We start from the raw sequence: 18880 nt of genomic DNA, 5'->3' as shown, positions 1-18880 counted from the left end.
TCATGGCAACAATTAACGCGTATTTAACTTTCGACGGAACTTGCGAAGAAGCATTCAATTTTTATAAATCCGTTTTCGGTGGTGATTTTCCGATGGTCGGAAGATTTGGCGATATGCCGCCACAGGAAGGAATGCCCGCAATGTCAGATGATGTAAAAAACAGAATCATGCACATGACGCTGCCTATTTCTGCGGAAACCATTTTGATGGGTAGTGACACGATGCCAGGAATTCACGATCATAAAATCGGGAATAATATTTCGCTTTCCATCAACACGGATTCCAAAGAAGAAGCCGACCGGATTTTCAATGGACTTTCCGAAGGTGGAGTAGTTACAATGCCGCTTGCCGACACGTTTTGGGGCGCTTATTTCGGGATGTGGACCGATAAGTTTGGCATCAACTGGATGGTCAACTATGATGATCCTTCCAAAGTTCAGGCTCATTAATTTTTTTAGAAGCAACAGGATTTTCGCTTCTTACAAAACCTATCCCGCTTTTCGCTCTATCTTTTGCTGCACTTCGTTCCGCAAAAGGATGCCGCTGCAATCGGGGCTAGAATGAAGTTCAGTTTTTCTTTTTAAAACTTACAAACAATGAAATTTACATCAGAACAAATCCACGAAGCACAAACAGAGAGTGGAAATATATTTCCGGTTTTAATTCGGCAATTAAAATTATTGGGAGTTGTAAATTTTATCACTTTCGTTACAGATGGTCACACCGATTACTTCGATGATGAAAAGGAAAGTATCACCTCAGAAGCTACACACGATCTTCTAATTTCTGAAAATACCAATGCAGAAAAATTTCTCGAACGATTAAAATTGCATCAAAATGGCGGAACCAGTTTTCAAACATTTTGCCAAGATTGCGCAGAAAATGGAATCGATTGCTGGATTGTAGATTTACAAAAAATGACGTGTACTTATTACGACAAAAGCGGGAAGGAAATATTAGTAGAAAAAATCCCTACTGTTCCTCTTTAATACAAAGCGAAAAACCCTTTCAGCCTTTTAAAGACTGAAAGGGTTTTTAAATAAATTGGATAAAATTTAGATAGTTACATTTTCCAGAATTACGGCATAACCTTGTCCGACGCCGATGCACATTGTCGCCAACGCATATTTCTTTCCTGTTTTTTGTAATTCCAAAGCGGCAGAATACGTGATTCTCGTTCCGCTCATTCCGAGTGGATGACCAAGTGCAATTGCGCCACCGTTTACGTTGACTCTTGCATCATCATTGGCGATTCCGAGTTCTTTCAGACACGCAATACTTTGCGCGGCAAAAGCTTCATTCAATTCAATAATATCGATTTGGTCTAAAGTAAGATTTGCTCTTTTCAAAGCCAGTTTAGTTGCTTCAACCGGACCGATTCCCATAATTCTGGGTTCAACGCCAACCACGGCAGAACTTAAGATTTTAGCCAAAGGTTTTAAACTGTAATTTTTCACCGCATCATCTGAAGCAATAATCACGGCAGCAGCTCCGTCATTTAAACCTGAAGCATTTCCCGCGGTCACCGTTCCGTTTTCCTTTAAAAAAGCCGGTCTTAGTTTCGCTAAAATTTCTAAAGTAGAGTTCGGTTTAATGAATTCATCTTTATTAATGACAACCGGATCTCCTTTTCTTTGTGGGATTTTAAGGTCAGAAATCTCTTCTGCCAATCTTCCGCTTTCCTGCGCTTTTTTGGCTTTCATCTGAGAATTTAAGGCAAATTCATCCTGTTCCTCACGCGAAATTTCAAACATTTCCGCTAAATTTTCTGCGGTTTTTCCCATCGCATCAATTCCGTACATTTTCTCCATTTTTGGATTGATGAAACGCCAGCCAAAACTCGAATCATACATTTTAGAATCGGTTCCAAAAGCAGATTCCGCTTTGGAAAGAACGTAAGGAGCTCTCGACATTCCTTCAACACCGCCCGCAATAAAAAGATCACCTTCGCCGGAACGGATCGCACGCATCGCCTGAACAATCGAACTCATTCCCGAGGCACACAATCTGTTCACCGTTTCGCCCGGAACATTCACCGGAAATCCTGCTAAAAGTGAAGCCATTCTGGCAACATTACGATTATCTTCACCCGCTTGATTAGCGCAACCGATAATAACATCATCGATTTTATCTAATGGTAAATCCGGATTTTTTTCGATTAAACTTTTTAGTACAGAAGCCATCAGATCGTCAGTTCTCACAGCTGCTAAGCTTCCTTTAAAATTTCCGATGGCCGATCTTGTCCCATCGATAATATAGGCGTTTTTCATTCTTTATTTTTAATGAGCGTAAATTTAAGAAAATTAAAAAGACTTCGGGAAATGTAAATCCTGACTTCTTTAAAATGATTTTCCTGTCATCTAACTTTACTTAAACTTCCTTTAATAATTTTGAAACAACTGCTCAAAAAAAGAATTCCTGCTGCGGTCAATGCTGCTAAATAAATTGGCTGACTTTCATTTTTATTTGCCACCGCAATTGCAATTAAAGCCCAGACTGCTACAAAAGCGAACACCGGTGCATTCTTCTTCCAGGTCATAAAAAGGTGAATTAAAGATGCGGTAATGATTAAAGTAATGGTCCAGTTCACTTCCGAAATTCCGAAACCTCTCCATTCGGTTTTTTTTAACCAAGCTGCTGTAGCCGCGATTAGAGCGACACTTACCCAGCCCGAATAAATTTGAAAAGGAAAATTAATGAACCATTTTTCGGCAGCGGTTGAATGGTGATTTAAGGCTTCCAATACAATGATTAAAAGCGAAATAAAGGCGATCAACAGAACGATTACAGATAATCCGGTAAAACCGTAAAGCCAAGTTACGATCCAGGCACAATTAGCAATACAGGAAACGACAAACCACCAACTGATTTTTCTTACAAAGCCATTCGCTTCATTTTTAGCTGGATTGAATAAACTTCGGCCCGTGTAAAAAACGAAACCAATTAAAAGCAGATAAATAAATCCCCAAATTGAAAAAGCATAACCTGCCGGAGTAAAAAAATTGTGGTATTGATCAGAAACATTGGCGATTGTCTTTCCATTAAATATTCCGGTATTGCTCAGATAATTAAAGATAATGGTGAAAATCAGAAAGAAACCATTGGCGATTTGCAGTTTTTTTATCATCTTTCAAGAGTTTTATTGGGTTTGATAATTCTAAATTAGTCAATTTTGCGACAGCAATATAATTTTATTCGACAATCCAATTCCGAAATAAAAATTTCTGTTGATTCTATTTGTAGGATTCCCACCATTTTTCATAAACGATCGAGTCATCTTGCCAAACGATTTTTTCCCCAATCTTAGGAGTAATCAGGCGTAAGTTTTCTGTTTCATTCAGCGTGGTTATTTTTTGTAACGGTTCTTTCCAGTCGTGCAGCGCAAGAGCGAATTTTGAATTATGGACCGGTATTATCCTTTTCGCTTTCAGATTTTCAGCAGCGCGCAGAAACTCTTCCGGCATCATGTGAATATAGCGCCAGTCTTTGTTATACTGGCCATTTTCAAGAATAGCCAAATCAAAATCGCCATATTTTTCACCAATTTTTTCAAAGTGATTATCAAACCCGGAATCGCCGCCGATATAAATTTTTCTTTCCGGAGTTTCAAAAATAAAACTCGCCCAAATGGCTTGGTTCCGCTTAAAACCGCGCCCGGAAAAATGCCGCGCTGTCTCTGCGTAAACTTTGAATCCATTTCCCAAATCAAAATTTTCGCCCCAATCGAGTTCGATAATTTTTTTAGGATCATAATTCCAATACTCCAAATGTTCGGCGGTTCCTAATCCCGTGATGACTTGTTTTGCTTTTGGATTGAGCTTTTTCACGGTTTCATAATCCAGATGATCCCAGTGATCGTGCGTAATGATTAAATAATCCAATCCGGGAATATCTTCTGCGGTGTATAAATCGGTTCCGGAAAAGGCTTTTGCAGCAAATTTTACGGGAGATGCATTTCCACTGAAAACGGGATCGACAAGGATTTTTTTGCCATCAATTTGAATGAAATAAGAAGAATGTCCCATCCAAACATAAATATTTTCATTTGGATTTAAATTTTTCAAATCGGTTTTTTCAAAATTAAATTTTTCCTTCGGGATTAAATTTTTGTTTTTGCCGAATAAAAAGCGGAACATCACTCCCGGAATTGAAGAATCTTCTGCGAGTTGCGGCGTAAAATTAATATTATCGAATTTACCCTTTTGATAATACGGCGATTTTTTTATTCTTTCCAAACGTTTTCCGGTTGGCGCTTTCCCGAATTTAGGATGTTGCATGAAAATGAAAAGTGCCGCGGCAAAAACGATTACCATAAGTAGAACTGTAATCATAATATTTTTAAATAGCTCCAAAGTAGTTTTATAAAAAGGTTGTTATTAGAGAGGAACGTTTCCGAAAAGATTATACTTTAAAATAGATCTCAAATTTAGTTTAAAATGATGAATGCGAAATATCATAGGAATATTTTTTCTTTCTGCTGAAAATTATACTAACTTTATTACAATCAAAAAAACAAAAATTATGCATGAGATTGTACTTGTTCAACAAAGGGTAAATGCCCCTGCTGAAAAGGTTTGGAAAGCCATAACCGACAAAGCGCAGATGAAAGAATGGTATTTTGATATTCCCGATTTTGATTTGGAAGTTCACAATCAGTTCAACTTTTACGAACCGGGTGAAGAAAGAAGATTTCATCATCATGGAGAAATTTTGGAAAGTATTCCAAATGAAAAATTAAAGTACACCTGGACATATCCTGAATTTTCGAAAGAAAAATCTATTGTTAAATGGAAACTCGAAGAAAACGAAAACGGGACTCTGGTTACACTTAGTCACAAAGGTTTAGAAAACTTTGAGCATCTTGGAAAAGATTTTCAGAAAGAAAGTTTCGAAAAAGGCTGGAATGAAATTATCGGAAAAAGTCTGAAAAATTTTGTTGAGAATTAACGCTGACTTTTTAAAATATAAAACACGCCCGAAAGCGTGTTTTTTTGTTTTTATAGTAATTATAATCTTACTTTTTCTTCTTCAAGCTTTCTTTTTTCTATTTTTTTAAAGGTATAAGCACTCATTATAATACTGAATTCGTATAATAAAAGGAGTGGAAATGCAGCCATCATCATACTCAAAACATCTGCCGGCGTTATAACCGCAGCCACTACCATAATTAAAACAATGGCATGACGACGGTAAGTCCGCATGAATTTCGGCGTAAGAATTCCGATAGAAGTCAGGAAATAAACAATGACAGGGAATAAAAAAACAATTCCCATACCCAAAACAATTTGAAGGAAAAGAGTTGCGTAATCACTTAAATCAAAAAGTTGGGTGATAGAATCTGAAACTTTAAACAACAGTCCAAAATTAATCGCAAAGGGAAGAATTAAAAAGTAGCCACAAAGAATTCCGGTCAGAAAAAGAATCCAAACAAAATTAATCAACCATACCGAGTTTTTTCTTTCGTTCGGATGCAGAGCCGGAGAAATAAACCGCCACAACTCCCACACCAAATAGGGAAATGCGGTAACAATACCTCCAAAGATAGACACCGCCATCATTACATTAAACTGCTGAAATAGCTGTTTTTGTTGTACCGCAAAATGGGCGGGAAGTGTGATGCTGTCATGACCAACAATTTCACGGGAAAAATGGTTGACCACCCGAAAAGTTAAAAAATCGTTTCTTGTAGGCCCGAAGAAAATGTGATCCATAATCCAGTTAACATTAAAACCAACCACAATCGCACAAACTACAACCGCAATAATTGCGCGAATCAAGTGTGCCCTCAATTCTCCGATGTGTCCCCAAAAAGACATTTCTTTTTTTTCGCTCACGAAAATTTTTGTTTTAAGGTTTTATAATAATTGTATTTTATAACAACTAATTCTTTTGAAGGTGCGAAATTAATTAATTATTAGCGAATAACGTTTAATTCAACTGACTTTATAAAAAGTCAAATATGCACGGCCGACTTGCAGGCGCTGTACTGAGTTGAAATATTGATTTTAGTTAATTCCTTCATCCAGTAATTTGTGGATGTCGATAATTCCAAAATATTTTCCGTTTTCGGTCACAATCAACTGGCCGATGTTTTTGTCTTTTAAAATTTGCATGGCTTCTTTTGCCAAAGCATTTTTGTCGATGCTTTTCGGGTTTTTACTCATGATTTCCTTAGCGGTGAACTTCGATAAATCCTGCTCGCTCATGAGCATTCTGCGCAAATCACCATCGGTAATAACTCCAGTGATATCATCCCCGTTGGTTACCACGGTAATCCCGTGTTTCGAACTGCTCACGGAAATGATGATGTCCCGTAAATTAGCATTTTCCGAAACGTGCGGTTTTTGTGCAGACAGAAACTGTTCTACTTTGGCCGTAAGGTTTTTTCCTAAACTTCCACCCGGATGGAATTTAGCAAAATCAGATTCTTTAAAACCATTGAGCTCCATTAAACAAACTGCTAAAGCGTCTCCCAAAGCCATTTGAACTGTTGTAGAACTTGTGGGTGCCAGTTTAATAGGGCAGGCTTCTTTTTCAACGAATGTGTTGAGAACAACATCAGAAAATTCAGCGAGTTTGCTTTTTAAATTCCCTGTCATTCCGATAAGACTTGAAGAATATTGCTTTAGAAAAGGCGCGAGTTTTACGATTTCAGGAGAGTTTCCCGAATTTGAAATACATAAAACGACATCCGTTTTTTGAATCACCCCCAAGTCACCATGGATTGCTTCCGAAGCATGTAAAAATTGTGATGGCGTTCCGGTGGAATTCAGGGTAGCAACCATCTTATTTCCTACATGTGCAGATTTTCCGATTCCTACGATAATAAGTTTGCCTTTTGCAGAATTAATAATTTCTACGGCTTTTATAAACTGCCCGTCCAGGCGGTTTTTAAGAAGTTCAAGCTCAGCAATTTCAATCGACAGGGCATTTTTTGCGAGCTGAAGTATTTCTTGGTTATTCATAAAATGGGTGCATCATTTATTTAAAGATTATCGCCACTATCATCAAAATTATCGGGTAGAATTCAATAATAAAGTGGTGAGATTTCTATAAAATACAAAAATATTAAATGGTAATTTATCCAAAAATAAATATCATTTTTTTTTAATGTGGTAATAATTAATTAACTTTGATTAATATGCAAATTTAGGAAAGAAATATTAGAACATAACCTAAAATCCAAATTTTCAGGCAGAGTGAAGATGAAGATATTCTACAAACAAACGCTGCTCAAAAAAATGTCAATTTAAAAGATGAATACACAAACCACCGAATTATCTAAGGAATTAAAGAAATATTTCGGTTTCTCAAAATTTAAAGGTCAACAAGAAGAAATTATAAAAACCCTGATGAAGGGAGATGATGTTTTTGTTTTAATGCCTACCGGCGGAGGAAAATCACTCTGCTATCAACTACCAGCATTGATTTCGGACGGAACTGCGATTGTTGTTTCACCATTAATAGCTTTGATGAAAAATCAAGTAGATGCGATTAACGGACTTTCTTCTGTGGAAGGAATAGCACACGTCCTCAATTCCTCACTCAATAAAACCCAGACCAAACAGGTTTTCGATGATATCAAATCGGGCGTTACCAAATTATTATATGTTGCTCCGGAATCTTTAATTAAAGAAGAATATCAGGAATTTCTGCGGGATGTTAAAATATCATTTGTCGCAATTGATGAAGCTCACTGTATTTCAGAATGGGGACATGATTTCCGGCCGGAATATAGAAACCTGAAAAGCATTATTGATAAAATTGCAGATGTGCCGGTTATTGCTTTAACCGCGACGGCAACCCCGAAAGTACAGGATGATATTCAGAAAACTTTAGGAATGAGCAATGCGTTGGTTTTCAAAGAGAGTTTCAACAGACCGAATCTTTTTTATGAAGTAAGACCGAAAGTGAATATCGATCGGGAAATCGTAAAATTCATTAATTCTCATAAAGGTAAATCGGGCATTGTTTATTGTTTAAGCCGTAGAAAAGTAGAAGAATTTGCACAGGTTCTTCAAGTCAACGGGATTAATGCATTGCCGTATCATGCAGGTCTGGATCAGAAAACCAGAGTGATGAACCAGGATAAATTTCTGATGGAAGACTGTGATATTATTGTAGCAACCATCGCATTTGGAATGGGAATAGACAAACCGGATGTGCGTTTTGTGATTCATTATGACATCCCGAAATCGCTCGAAAGTTATTATCAGGAAACCGGTCGGGCAGGACGTGATGGAGGAGAAGGACATTGTCTTGCATTTTATGATCCGAAAGACATCGAAAAATTAGAAAAATTTCTGGCTCAGAAACCGGTTTCAGAACGCGAAATTGGCTTGCAACTTTTAAATGAAGTAGTGGGTTACGTAGAAACTTCAATGAGCAGAAGGCAATATATCCTCTGTTATTTTGGTGAACAGTTTGATCCCATTAATGGCGATGGTGCATTAATGTGCGACAATTCTGTGAATCCTCCAACATTAAAAGATGCTTCAAAAGAATTGAAACTGGTTCTTAATTTAGTAAAAGAACTGGAAGAGAAATTCAAGACAAAAGATCTTATTTCCGTTATTGTTGGTAAAGAAAATCCTGTGACCAAATCTTATAAATTAGAAACCAATAAGCGTTTTGGTGTCGGCAAAAAAGAAACGGAAAATTTCTGGAAATCGATTATAAGGCAAGCGACCGTCCAAAACTTCCTGCAAAAAGATATCGAGACTTACGGTGTTTTAAAATTAACTGAAAAAGGAAACAAAACACTTTCTTCAAAATCGGATACCGAATTTTTTATCGCTGAAGATCGCGAATATAATTTGGAACAGACCAAGGCAGATTCCGATAAAGTTCAAACCCAAGCTGGCGGCAGTCTGGATCAGGTTCTTTTTGGTCAGTTAAAAGATCTGCGGAAATCGGTGGCCAAGAAATATGGTATTCCGCCTTACACGGTTTTTATGGATCCGAGTTTAGAAGATATGACGGTGCAGTATCCTATTAATATTGAGGAAATCGGAAAGGTGTATGGAGTTGGTGAAGGGAAAGCTAAAAAGTACGGAAAAGAATTTGCAGACTTTATAAAAAAGTATGTTGAAGAAAACGGAATAGAAAGAACTCAGGATATGGTCATGAAAACGGTGGCCAATAAATCCAGTCACAAAGTTTTTATTATTCAGAGTACCGATAAAAAAATCGATTTGGAAGACATCGCCAAAGCGAAAAATATTTCAATGGATGAACTGTTGAAAGAAATGGAACGGATCGTTTATCAAGGCACAAAATTAAATATTGATTATTATATCGATGAAAATTTTGATGAAGATGTCGTAGAGGAATTTATGGAATTTATGGGTGACAGCGAAAGCGACAGTATGAAAGTCCTTTTGGCGGAATTTGGTGATGAGTTGAGTGATGAAGAAGTGAGAATGTTACGGATTAAATTTATTTCTGATGTAGCGAACTAAAATTTGAGTGATGGAAAATCCAATTATTGAAATAAAAAAAGAATTAATCGAGTGGATTAAAAACCTTGATGATTTGGAAACCATCCAATCATTATTGGAGTTGAAAAACGCTGATGAAACTGCTATAACCGTTTCTGATGAGCAAGCAGAGTACGCTGTGAAAGATGATTTTGATGAACGGTTTGCGAGAGGGATGACTTCTAAAGAATTTCGAAGAAGAATTATTCAACATATCGATTCTTTACCTTGGGAGAAATAATTATTTATTCTGATTCTGCAGAAGAAACATTAAGCGAATTGGTCGATTTGCTCTATGATCTTAAATATTTTGGTTTTAGAAACTCTGCAGTAGAATATACAATGAAGATTGTTGATTTTATTGATCAGAATATTGATAAACCTATAACTAAAAATTCTCCCGAACCTTTCCGAAAATTTGGCAGGAAATATCTCAGATATAAAGCCAACAATAAAACTTTCTGGTATATTTTCTTTGATGAAAAAGACAACCGGTTCATCATCAACCATATATTGAACAACCATTCGCAGGATTTTCCGGAATTGTTGTAAATTAGCAATTAACCAAGTCAAAGTTTTAAACCTGGTCAGCGTTCTGAAAAACAAAGTATGAAGAAAATCTCTATTCTATTTATTCTTCCTGATCTCGAAACGGGCGGTGCCGAACGGATTGTCACTACGATAGCGAATCATCTGCCACGCTCTACATTTGAACCGAAAATTCTTCTGTTAAGAAAAGAAGGTGGTTATCTCGAATTTTTAAAAGACGATGTGGAGATTATCGATATCAAAACGCCCAGAATCCGTCATTCTCTAAAACCGATTTTAAAGGAAATACGCAATAGAAAGCCCGATATTGTGTTCAGCGGTTTTGGTGAAGTGAATGCGTATTTAGCTCTTTTTATTAAATTTTTTCCGAAAACAAAATTCATTGCCAGAGAAACCAATGTCGTTTCGCAACACGTCATCAGAAAAGAAATCCGATTTTTCTATAAATTTTACAATAATTATGACAAAATTATTTGTCAGAGCGACGATATGCTAAATGATCTGCTAGAAAATTTTAAAATCAAAAAAGAGAAATTGATTAAAATAAACAATCCGGTCGATTTTGATTTTATTAATGAAAAGTTGCAAGGTATTGAGAAACCCGAATCCTATACTTCAGATTTTAAAAATATTGTAGCTATCGGAAATCTGTCTCCCAGAAAGGGTTTTGATAATTTGCTGAAAGTATTCTTTCATCTAAAGAACGAAAAATTGCTGCTTCATATTTTAGGAGATGGACGGGATCAGGAATTGTTGCATCAAATGAAAAAGGATTTAGATCTGGAAAATGTAATTTTTCACGGGCAGCAAAAAAATCCGTATCAATTTTTAAAATTTGCACATTTATTCATTCTTTCCTCCCGTTACGAAGGTTTTCCAAATGTTCTGTTAGAAGCCGGAGCATGCGGAACTTATTCCCTGGCGAATAATTGTCCGGGTGGAATTACCGAAATCATTCAGCCCAAAATTAATGGCGAAATTTCCAATATTGAGAATCATCAGAAGTTTGCTGAGAAAATCCTCAATATTTTAAAAGAAAGTCACCATAAAGTTGCCATTAAAAATTCAATCGATTCAAGATTTTCGAAAGAAATTATATTAGATACATATACAGAAATTTTAAAAGGGTTAAAATGAAATATTTAAGTGTATTTTTTTTAATAACTATTTTTTCTTGCTCACCATTCTTAAATAAAGAAAAATATGTGGAGCTCTCAATTCTAGAGAACAAAGTTTTATTTACAAAACCGGATTCAATATCATTTGTTAAAGAGAATGAGAGAGTACGAAAATTTTCAGATTCTTGCAGAGATAACAAATTAAACTGTTATTACGACAATGAAACTTTCCCTGCAGCTTATCGTGGCGGAGATAATATGTTTAGAACAAAGTTTTATGATAATTTGAAAATTAAGAAGTTCACAAAACCGTCCAATATTAAGATTAAAATTATTATTGGAAAACAAAACAATATCAGAAAAGTCGAAATATCTGGTTTTCAAAATGAAAATATAAAAAATGAAATTATTAGAGTTTTAAAATTGCGTGAATTAAACAGATGGCACTCAGCGAATACTTTACTTGGGGTTTCAGATTCGGAAATAAGTTTTTTTCTAAAGATTAAGTAGGTGACCTATTTAAAATACAATTTTTTCTGATTTATGCCAAACTTGATAAAAAAATTAAATAGTTTACAAAAAATATGATTTAGATCATATGCGAATTATCAAAATTTGTAAACTTTTTAACATTTTAAAATATTTATTGTTTTGATTATCAAATTTTTAAATTAAATTATTTGTAAACTTTTTTTTATTAAAAGATACTGTTGTATATTTATTTCATTAAAAACGAAAATTATGGAAGCAGCAGTTTTAGCAAAAAAATCAAAAATTTATACCTACGATGAAGCCTATCAATCTTCTTTAAAATATTTTGACGGTGATGATCTGGCAGCTAAAGTTTGGGTAAGCAAATATGCGCTGAAAGATTCAGACAGTAATATTTACGAACAAAATCCAGATGATATGCATCATCGGATTGCCTCTGAAATAGCAAGAGTCGAAGCGAAATATCCAAATCCACTTTCTGAAGAAAAAGTCTTTGACCTCATTAAAAAATTCAAATATATTATTCCGCAGGGAAGTCCGATGACGGGAATTGGGAATAATTTTCAGATTGCGTCGCTTTCAAATTGTTTTGTCATCGGCAGCGGAACGCAAAGTGATTCTTACGGAAGCATTATGAAAATTGATGAAGAGCAGGTTCAATTGATGAAACGCCGCGGTGGAGTTGGTCACGATTTATCAAATATTCGCCCGAAAGGTTCTCCTGTAAAAAATTCTGCTTTGACTTCAACAGGTTTGGTGCCATTTATGGAAAGATATTCTAACTCTACGCGGGAAGTGGCCCAGGATGGCAGAAGAGGAGCATTGATGCTTTCGGTTTCTATCAATCATCCGGATTCTGAGGATTTCGTGAATGCCAAACTGGAGCAGGGAAAAATTACGGGTGCCAATATTTCGGTGAGAATCGATGATGATTTTATGAAAGCAGTTGTTAATAAAGAAAATTACATTCAAAAATATCCAATTCACAGTTCAAATCCTAAATTTCAAAAGGAAATTAAAGCGACCGATCTTTGGGATAAAATTATTCATAACGCCTGGAAATCGGCAGAACCGGGAATCCTTTTTTGGGATACGATTATTAAAGAATCTTTGCCGGATTGTTATTCTGACCTCGGTTACGAAACCGTTTCCACGAATCCGTGTGGCGAGATTCCTTTGTGTCCTTATGATTCTTGCCGACTGTTGGCAGTGAATCTTTTCTCTTACGTTGAAAATCCGTTTACGAAAAACGCGAAATTTAATTTTGATTTATTTAAGGAGCATGTTGGTTACGCGCAAAGAATGATGGATGATATTATCGATCTGGAAATTGAAAAAATCGATACGATTTTGGCGAAAATTGAAGCCGATCCGGAGAGTGAAGAAATTAAATTCACCGAGAAACATCTTTGGTTAAAAATCCGTCAGAAAACCATGGAAGGAAGAAGAACAGGAGTCGGGATTACTGCAGAAGGCGATATGCTCGCTGCTTTAAATATTCAATATGGAAGCAAAGAAGGAAATGAATTTTCGACTTTGGTTCACAAAACTTTGGCTTCGGCTGCTTACCGTTCATCGGTGGAAATGGCGAAAGAAAGAGGAGCTTTTGCAATTTATGATGCCAAAAGAGAAGAAAAAAATCCATTTATTTTAAGGTTAAAAGAAGCTGATCCAAAATTATATGAAGATTTGGTGAAATATGGCAGAAGAAATATTGCTTTGCTTACAATTGCACCCACAGGAAGCACTTCGCTGATGTCACAAACCACTTCGGGGATTGAACCGGTTTTTCTTCCAGTGTATAAAAGACGTAGAAAAGTAAATCCAAATGATCAGGATATCCGCGTAGATTTTGTGGATGAAGTCGGCGATTCGTGGGAAGAATATTTGGTTTTCCACCACCGGTTCAAAGAATGGATGGAAGTTCAGGGGATCGACACCGAAAGAAATTATTCTCAAGATGAATTGAATAAAATCATTGAAAAATCGCCTTATTACAAAGCTACTTCGAATGATGTGGATTGGTTGAGCAAAGTAGAAATGCAGGGCTCGATTCAGAAATGGGTAGATCATTCGATTTCGGTAACGATTAATATTCCGAATGATGCGACCGAAGAACTGGTGAATCAACTGTATATCAAAGCTTGGGAAGTAGGCTGCAAAGGAGTTACAGTCTATCGGGACGGTTCCCGTTCCGGTGTTCTCATTTCGGCGGATGATAAAAAAGAGGACAAAACCGAAATGATCACTTCTGTTTTTCCTACCAAAAGGCCGCATGTTTTACAGGCAGATGTCGTCCGTTTTCAAAATAATAAAGAGAAATGGATTGCTTTTGTTGGTTTAATTGAAGGCAAACCTTATGAGATTTTCACCGGTTTGGCAGACGATGAAGAAGGAATTATGCTTCCACGGTGGGTGAATGAAGGAGTGATTATTAAAAACCAGGACGAAAACGGAAAATCGCGCTATGATTTTCAGTTCAAAAATCTCCGTGGTTATAAAACCACGATTGAAGGACTTTCTCATAAATTCAAACCCGAATTCTGGAATTATGCGAAATTGATTTCCGGAACATTACGCCACGGAATGCCGATTGAAAATGCGGTGGAATTAATCAACCGTCTCGAACTCGATTCTGAGTCCATCAACAATTGGAAAGCCGGTGTCGCCCGTGCTTTGAAACGCTATATCGCTGATGGTACCGAAGCCGGCGGAAGATGTTCTAACTGTGGTTCTGACCAGGTGGTTTATCAGGAAGGTTGTTTGACTTGTAAAAACTGTGGGAATAGCAAGTGTGGGTAATCTACATTCCAAAATAATAAAGGGTTGTCTCATTTTTGAAACAGCCTTTTTTATTTTCCTTCCCCGACGGATTAAAACGTGGTGGTTCGCTCCGTAGGAACGATATATCTGTGGCAAATATGAATAATAAGAACGTTGCGGTCCGTAGGATCACTATCTTTTTACAGGATTCATTTTAGTAAAACTAATCTCATCCTTATTCATTCGTCTTATCGTATAAATATACATTTTACTATCTTCCATAAACTGAATGATATTGTACATTGTTTGACCTTTCAAAGTATCATCTTTTAAAGCAAATGAAATTTGTAAAGGCATTCGTGAATTAATATTAACAATTTTCTCCCGATTTTCATAAAGAATTTTTTCAATTGTTGAAGTTGAAATCGGCTTTGCTATTTGAATTATTTTGATATTTCTATTTACTGCATTTATAGAATCTTGTTTTGTCATTCGATCCATAGTTCCACACATACTTACAAATGGTTCCAGATAATTAATCACGTAATAAGATTTCTCATTATTCTCAATTAAGAAATGAATTCCTCCAAGTGCATAATCTTCATTCAATCTTTTGTCTGAGTAAATAGCTTCTGGCATTTCTACAGTATCTTTTACCTCATAATTCGTATGTCTGCGAATTTTTCGATCATTTTCAGAAACGCTAAAATAGTTTTTATTCACTAAAATATTTTCGTCATTTTTTACTTCTGTAGTTTTTTTACAACTTAGAATTATAAATAAAATGGAGAGAAGTAGAAGTTTATTCATTCAGCGTTTCTTGATTTTGAGATTAGTTTAACGTACATAGAAAAGTAAATATACGAATAACTTCAAATATAACTTGCACAAAGTTATCTTTTGAATTAACTTTGTGTAATGAGCAGGCGAATTGAATTTTACCAAAATCACTTTTTGGACTTTTATATAGTTCAGGATGAAAAGGTAAAATCTAAAATTAAAAATGTCCTCGAACTCATTAAGCAGGTCGAGAGAGTTCCTGAAAAATTTTTGAAACATTTGTCTGGAACAGATGGGATTTATGAAATCAGAATTGAATATCAGTCTAATATTTACAGGATATTCTGTTGTTTTGATAAAGGAAATTTAGTCATTCTGTTCAATGCGTTTCAAAAGAAATCACAGAAAACTCCACAGAAAGAACTGAACAAAGCGGTAAGATTGAAAAATGAATATTTTAAGAATAAAAAAGATTAATAATGGATCAATATAAAGACATCAAAACTTTTGACCAACTCATCGATTTAGAACACGGAGAACTTGGAACTGAAAGCAGAGTGGAGTATGAAGAAAACGCTCAAATGTTTATTATCAGCGAGATGTTGAAGCAAGCACGTAAAGAGGCAAATATGACCCAGGAACAACTTGCAGAAAAAACAGGCACGAAAAAAAGTTACATTTCGAAAATTGAAAATGGCAAAGGAAATATACAACTCTCTACCTTATTTCGACTTTTTGAAGTGGGATTGAATAGACGAATTGGTTTGACTTTTTTGTGAAATAACTGTTGTTCCACCCAAGTTATTAACAGGAAGGTTGTCTTACCTCCAGGAACTGTGCAATAGTAAGTGTGGCAAAACTCTATAAAAATAAAAAGACGCAATTTTTGCGTCTTTTTTGTCATTTAACACCAATGAAGCTACATTACATTTTGTCTGGCGATATTGGTGGAGGTACTACGTTTCTAACTGGTTTAATATTTTTTAAGTACATAAAAATTGCATGAATATCCTCATTTGTCAAAATGGTATAATTCGTCCATGGCATCGGTGGTAAAAGCATCCGCTCGCCGTCCACTCCTTTAAACTTCCCTTCAGTGATTGCCTTTTTGAATTGTTCTTCTGTCCAGTTTCCGATACCCGTTTCGTCAGGAGTAAGGTTTCCGGCGAAAGAAACTCCCCATGGTCCTGCAGCAGCCGTAAGGTCAGGATAGAAAATCCCAAATCCCTGTTTAATCATAGGGTCTACAAATTTCACAATTGGGCGGTCAGAAGGAAACCCCGATAACATTAATTCCGGGATAATTTCGGGACCGTTTGCACCCATTTTTTTGGGGGAATGACAATCATTGCATGCCATAGTTGTCACGAGATATTTGCCCCGTTTCACAACATCTTCAGGTTTAATAGTGACCTTAGCATTCTCTTCACTTGAATCTTGTTTAGCTTTTGAGCATGATGCATTATAAAAAAGTGCAAAGCCTGCTACGATTAATGCCCAAGCTGTAAAATTGTTTTTTTTCATGTCATTTTGTTTTTGTGTTGTTGTTTCCAAATCATTTGGCTTTTCGGAATTTGCCCCGTTTTTTTAAGTGGTTTCTGGTCTCCACATTTATTTCATTTCTATTGGTTATTTCTTAGTTATGAAACATTAAACTGTAATAGGGTAGCATATCCAGTTTGTCTGTTCCTTTTTTTACTTTAAAAATATCTGATTAAATTTAATGATTGTATTGTAAATCAATTTGTTGCGTATTTCAAATTTAAGAATTTAAAATGAATAACTCCATAAATGTAGTGAGGTTTTGCGCAAGCGTTGGCTGAAAAATCACAAATCTTGTATGGTAGAGGGATTGTCGAAGATGAAAAAAATGTGCAAACGTATATTATCAGCGAAATATTAAAACAAGTTGGAAAAGAGCTAACATGACTCAGGAAGAACTTGCAGAGAAAACAGGCACGAAAAAAGTTATATTTCAAAAGTTGAAAACGGCAAAGGAAATAGTACAACTCTCTTATTTATTTCGTCTTTTTGAAGTGGGATTGAACCGGAAAATCGGTTTTACTTTTCTGTAAAACATTTAAGCACAACGACGAAAAAAAGAATCGTAAAGAACACGAAATCAGCTTTGCGAACTTCATGGAAAATCTTTGTGTCTTTGTGTTAGAAATCGTAAATTTGCCTTTACTTTTAATTAAATCATAAAAAGATAAATATGAGTCAATTCGATGTTACCGTAATCGGTTCCGGTCCTGGTGGTTATGTTGCTGCAATCCGTTGCGCGCAATTGGGTTTCAAAACAGCAATTATCGAGAAATATCCTACGATGGGCGGAACTTGCCTGAACGTGGGTTGTATTCCTTCGAAAGCGCTTTTGGACAGTTCTGAACATTTCGAAAACGCAAAACATAATTTCGCAAATCACGGAATTATCATCAATGATCCTGTGGCAGACATCACTAGAATGGTAGCCCGTAAGAATGAAGTGGTGGAACAAACGACCAAAGGAATTCAGTTTTTGATGGATAAAAACAAGATCACTGTTTTCGAAGGCGTTGGAAGTTTCGAATCTGCTACTCAAATTAAAGTGACGAAAAACGATGGTTCTACAGAAATGTTGGATTCTAAATATACCATTATTGCGACGGGTTCTAAACCGAGCACTTTGCCTTTTATTACTTTAGATAAAGAAAGAATTATTACTTCTACCGAAGCGTTGGAACTGAAAGAAATTCCGAAACACTTGATCGTGATTGGCGGTGGTGTGATCGGTTTAGAATTAGGTTCTGTTTATAAAAGATTAGGTTCTGAAGTTACTGTTGTGGAATTTATGGATAAAATTATTCCTACCATGGACGGCGCTTTATCCAAAGAATTGAATAAAGTTTTGAGAAAACAAGGAATGAAATTCAACCTTTCTACCGGAGTTCAATCTGTAGAAAGAAACGGCGATTCAGTAAAAGTAACTGCTAAAGATAAAAAAGGCGAAGAAGTCGTTTTTGAAGGCGATTATGTTTTGGTTGCAGTTGGTAGAAAACCTTACACCGAAGGACTTGCTGTTGAAAAAGCTGGTGTTGATTTGGACGAAAGAGGAAAGGTAAAGGTGAATGAGCATTTACAAACCAATGTTTCGAATATCTACGCAATCGGTGATGTTGTTCAAGGGGCGATGTTGGCACACAAAGCTTCTGAAGAAGGAACTTTGGTGGCTGAATTGATCGCCGGACAAAAACCGCACATTAATTATAATTTAATTCCGGGAGTGGTTTATACCTGGCCGGAAGTTGCTGCTGTAGGTAAAACCGAAGAACAATTGAAAGCAGAAGGCGTGGCCATTAAAATCGGTAATTTCCCGATGCGTGCTTTGGGAAGAAGCCGTGCTTCAGGTGATATTGATGGTTTCATTAAAGTGATCGCCGACGAAAAAACCGATGAGATTCTTGGAGTTCACATGATCGGAGCCAGAGCTGCAGATTTAATCGCAGAAGCGGTTGTAGCTATGGAATACCGTGCAAGTGCAGAAGATATTTCGAGAATGTCGCACGCCCACCCAACGTATGCAGAAGCAATGAAAGAAGCGGCTTTAGATGCGACTGGAAAAAGAGCGATTCATTTTTAAGAGCCAAGGAAAAAGTAAAAAGAGCCAAGGATTAATAACGTAAAAATATTTCCGGCGGTTTGGATTAACTTATAATATTA

General features: G+C 36.1%; 19 protein-coding genes. 12 read left to right on the top strand and 7 right to left on the bottom strand.

What is annotated here, in order from left to right:
* Positions 1 to 2 precede the first annotated feature (2 nt).
* Entirely contained in the window at positions 3 to 449 is a 447-nt protein-coding gene (locus tag QGN23_RS03365) for a VOC family protein (RefSeq protein WP_133440448.1), read from the top strand.
* Between the two features lie 147 nt (positions 450 to 596).
* Positions 597 to 989, top strand: a complete 393-nt coding sequence (locus QGN23_RS03360; RefSeq protein WP_282905624.1) for a DUF1398 domain-containing protein — start codon at positions 597 to 599, stop codon at positions 987 to 989.
* A gap of 66 nt (positions 990 to 1055) precedes the next feature.
* Here QGN23_RS03360 and pcaF read toward each other — a convergent pair whose 3' ends face one another.
* The 3 genes from pcaF to QGN23_RS03345 form a co-directional block, all read right to left on the bottom strand.
* Positions 1056 to 2270: a 3-oxoadipyl-CoA thiolase gene (pcaF, locus tag QGN23_RS03355; RefSeq protein WP_282905623.1), complete on the bottom strand. Its 1215-nt coding sequence runs from the start codon at positions 2268 to 2270 to the stop codon at positions 1056 to 1058.
* Positions 2271 to 2356: 86 nt separating this feature from the next.
* The gene (locus QGN23_RS03350; protein WP_282905622.1) at positions 2357 to 3127 is read right to left on the bottom strand and encodes a tryptophan-rich sensory protein; all 771 of its coding nucleotides are present in this window, start codon (positions 3125 to 3127) and stop codon (positions 2357 to 2359) included.
* A 106-nt stretch (positions 3128 to 3233) separates the two neighbouring features.
* Positions 3234 to 4331, bottom strand: a complete 1098-nt coding sequence (locus tag QGN23_RS03345; RefSeq protein ID WP_282905621.1) for an MBL fold metallo-hydrolase — start codon at positions 4329 to 4331, stop codon at positions 3234 to 3236.
* Positions 4332 to 4521: 190 nt separating this feature from the next.
* Between QGN23_RS03345 and QGN23_RS03340 the strand changes: the two genes are divergently transcribed.
* Positions 4522 to 4947: an SRPBCC family protein gene (locus QGN23_RS03340; protein ID WP_282905620.1), complete on the top strand. Its 426-nt coding sequence runs from the start codon at positions 4522 to 4524 to the stop codon at positions 4945 to 4947.
* 59 nt (positions 4948 to 5006) lie between these two features.
* Here the strand turns inward: QGN23_RS03340 and tatC are convergent, their stop codons facing one another.
* Positions 5007 to 5834: a twin-arginine translocase subunit TatC gene (tatC, locus tag QGN23_RS03335; RefSeq protein WP_282905619.1), complete on the bottom strand. Its 828-nt coding sequence runs from the start codon at positions 5832 to 5834 to the stop codon at positions 5007 to 5009.
* A 171-nt stretch (positions 5835 to 6005) separates the two neighbouring features.
* Positions 6006 to 6965 (bottom strand): KpsF/GutQ family sugar-phosphate isomerase, encoded by a 960-nt coding sequence (locus QGN23_RS03330; protein WP_282905618.1) that lies wholly within the window; start codon positions 6963 to 6965, stop codon positions 6006 to 6008.
* Between the two features lie 291 nt (positions 6966 to 7256).
* On the opposite strand from QGN23_RS03330, the gene recQ reads away from it, so the two are divergent.
* The 6 genes from recQ to QGN23_RS03300 all read left to right on the top strand — a co-directional run bounded on the left by recQ (position 7257) and on the right by QGN23_RS03300 (position 14440).
* Positions 7257 to 9461, top strand: coding sequence for a DNA helicase RecQ (gene recQ / locus QGN23_RS03325; RefSeq protein ID WP_282905617.1), 2205 nt, complete (start codon positions 7257 to 7259; stop codon positions 9459 to 9461).
* Positions 9462 to 9471: 10 nt separating this feature from the next.
* Entirely contained in the window at positions 9472 to 9720 is a 249-nt protein-coding gene (locus QGN23_RS03320) for a hypothetical protein (protein WP_282905616.1), read from the top strand.
* A complete protein-coding gene (locus QGN23_RS03315) occupies positions 9708 to 10031 on the top strand; it encodes a hypothetical protein (RefSeq protein ID WP_282905615.1) in 324 nt (107 codons plus the stop codon). The genes QGN23_RS03320 and QGN23_RS03315 overlap by 13 nt, the downstream gene beginning before the upstream one ends.
* Positions 10032 to 10088: 57 nt before the next feature.
* On the top strand, positions 10089 to 11165 hold the full coding sequence (locus QGN23_RS03310; RefSeq protein WP_282905614.1) for a glycosyltransferase: 1077 nt from the start codon (positions 10089 to 10091) through the stop codon (positions 11163 to 11165).
* Entirely contained in the window at positions 11162 to 11656 is a 495-nt protein-coding gene (locus QGN23_RS03305; protein WP_282905613.1) for a hypothetical protein, read from the top strand. Before QGN23_RS03310 ends, QGN23_RS03305 begins: the two co-directional genes overlap by 4 nt.
* Before the next feature lie 231 nt (positions 11657 to 11887).
* Positions 11888 to 14440: an adenosylcobalamin-dependent ribonucleoside-diphosphate reductase gene (locus QGN23_RS03300; RefSeq protein ID WP_282905612.1), complete on the top strand. Its 2553-nt coding sequence runs from the start codon at positions 11888 to 11890 to the stop codon at positions 14438 to 14440.
* Positions 14441 to 14593: 153 nt separating this feature from the next.
* Here QGN23_RS03300 and QGN23_RS03295 read toward each other — a convergent pair whose 3' ends face one another.
* Positions 14594 to 15211, bottom strand: a complete 618-nt coding sequence (locus QGN23_RS03295) for a hypothetical protein (RefSeq protein WP_282905611.1) — start codon at positions 15209 to 15211, stop codon at positions 14594 to 14596.
* 108 nt (positions 15212 to 15319) lie between these two features.
* On the opposite strand from QGN23_RS03295, the gene QGN23_RS03290 reads away from it, so the two are divergent.
* Both QGN23_RS03290 and QGN23_RS03285 read left to right on the top strand, forming a co-directional pair.
* Positions 15320 to 15658 carry a type II toxin-antitoxin system RelE/ParE family toxin gene (locus QGN23_RS03290; RefSeq protein WP_282905610.1) on the top strand — a complete coding sequence of 113 codons (339 nt, stop codon included), beginning with the start codon at positions 15320 to 15322 and terminating at the stop codon, positions 15656 to 15658.
* A 2-nt stretch (positions 15659 to 15660) separates the two neighbouring features.
* Positions 15661 to 15960 carry a helix-turn-helix domain-containing protein gene (locus QGN23_RS03285; RefSeq protein ID WP_282905609.1) on the top strand — a complete coding sequence of 100 codons (300 nt, stop codon included), beginning with the start codon at positions 15661 to 15663 and terminating at the stop codon, positions 15958 to 15960.
* Positions 15961 to 16105: 145 nt separating this feature from the next.
* Here the strand turns inward: QGN23_RS03285 and QGN23_RS03280 are convergent, their stop codons facing one another.
* Positions 16106 to 16735, bottom strand: a complete 630-nt coding sequence (locus tag QGN23_RS03280) for a c-type cytochrome (RefSeq protein ID WP_282905608.1) — start codon at positions 16733 to 16735, stop codon at positions 16106 to 16108.
* Between the two features lie 661 nt (positions 16736 to 17396).
* Between QGN23_RS03280 and lpdA the strand changes: the two genes are divergently transcribed.
* Positions 17397 to 18800, top strand: coding sequence for a dihydrolipoyl dehydrogenase (lpdA, locus tag QGN23_RS03275; protein WP_282905607.1), 1404 nt, complete (start codon positions 17397 to 17399; stop codon positions 18798 to 18800).
* Positions 18801 to 18880: the final 80 nt, after the last annotated feature.

It is taken from the genome of Chryseobacterium gotjawalense, from assembly GCF_030012525.1.
GTDB lineage: Bacteria > Bacteroidota > Bacteroidia > Flavobacteriales > Weeksellaceae > Kaistella > Kaistella gotjawalense.
Note: the sequence above shows the minus strand (reverse complement) of the source record. Positions and strands in the feature narration are given on the sequence as shown.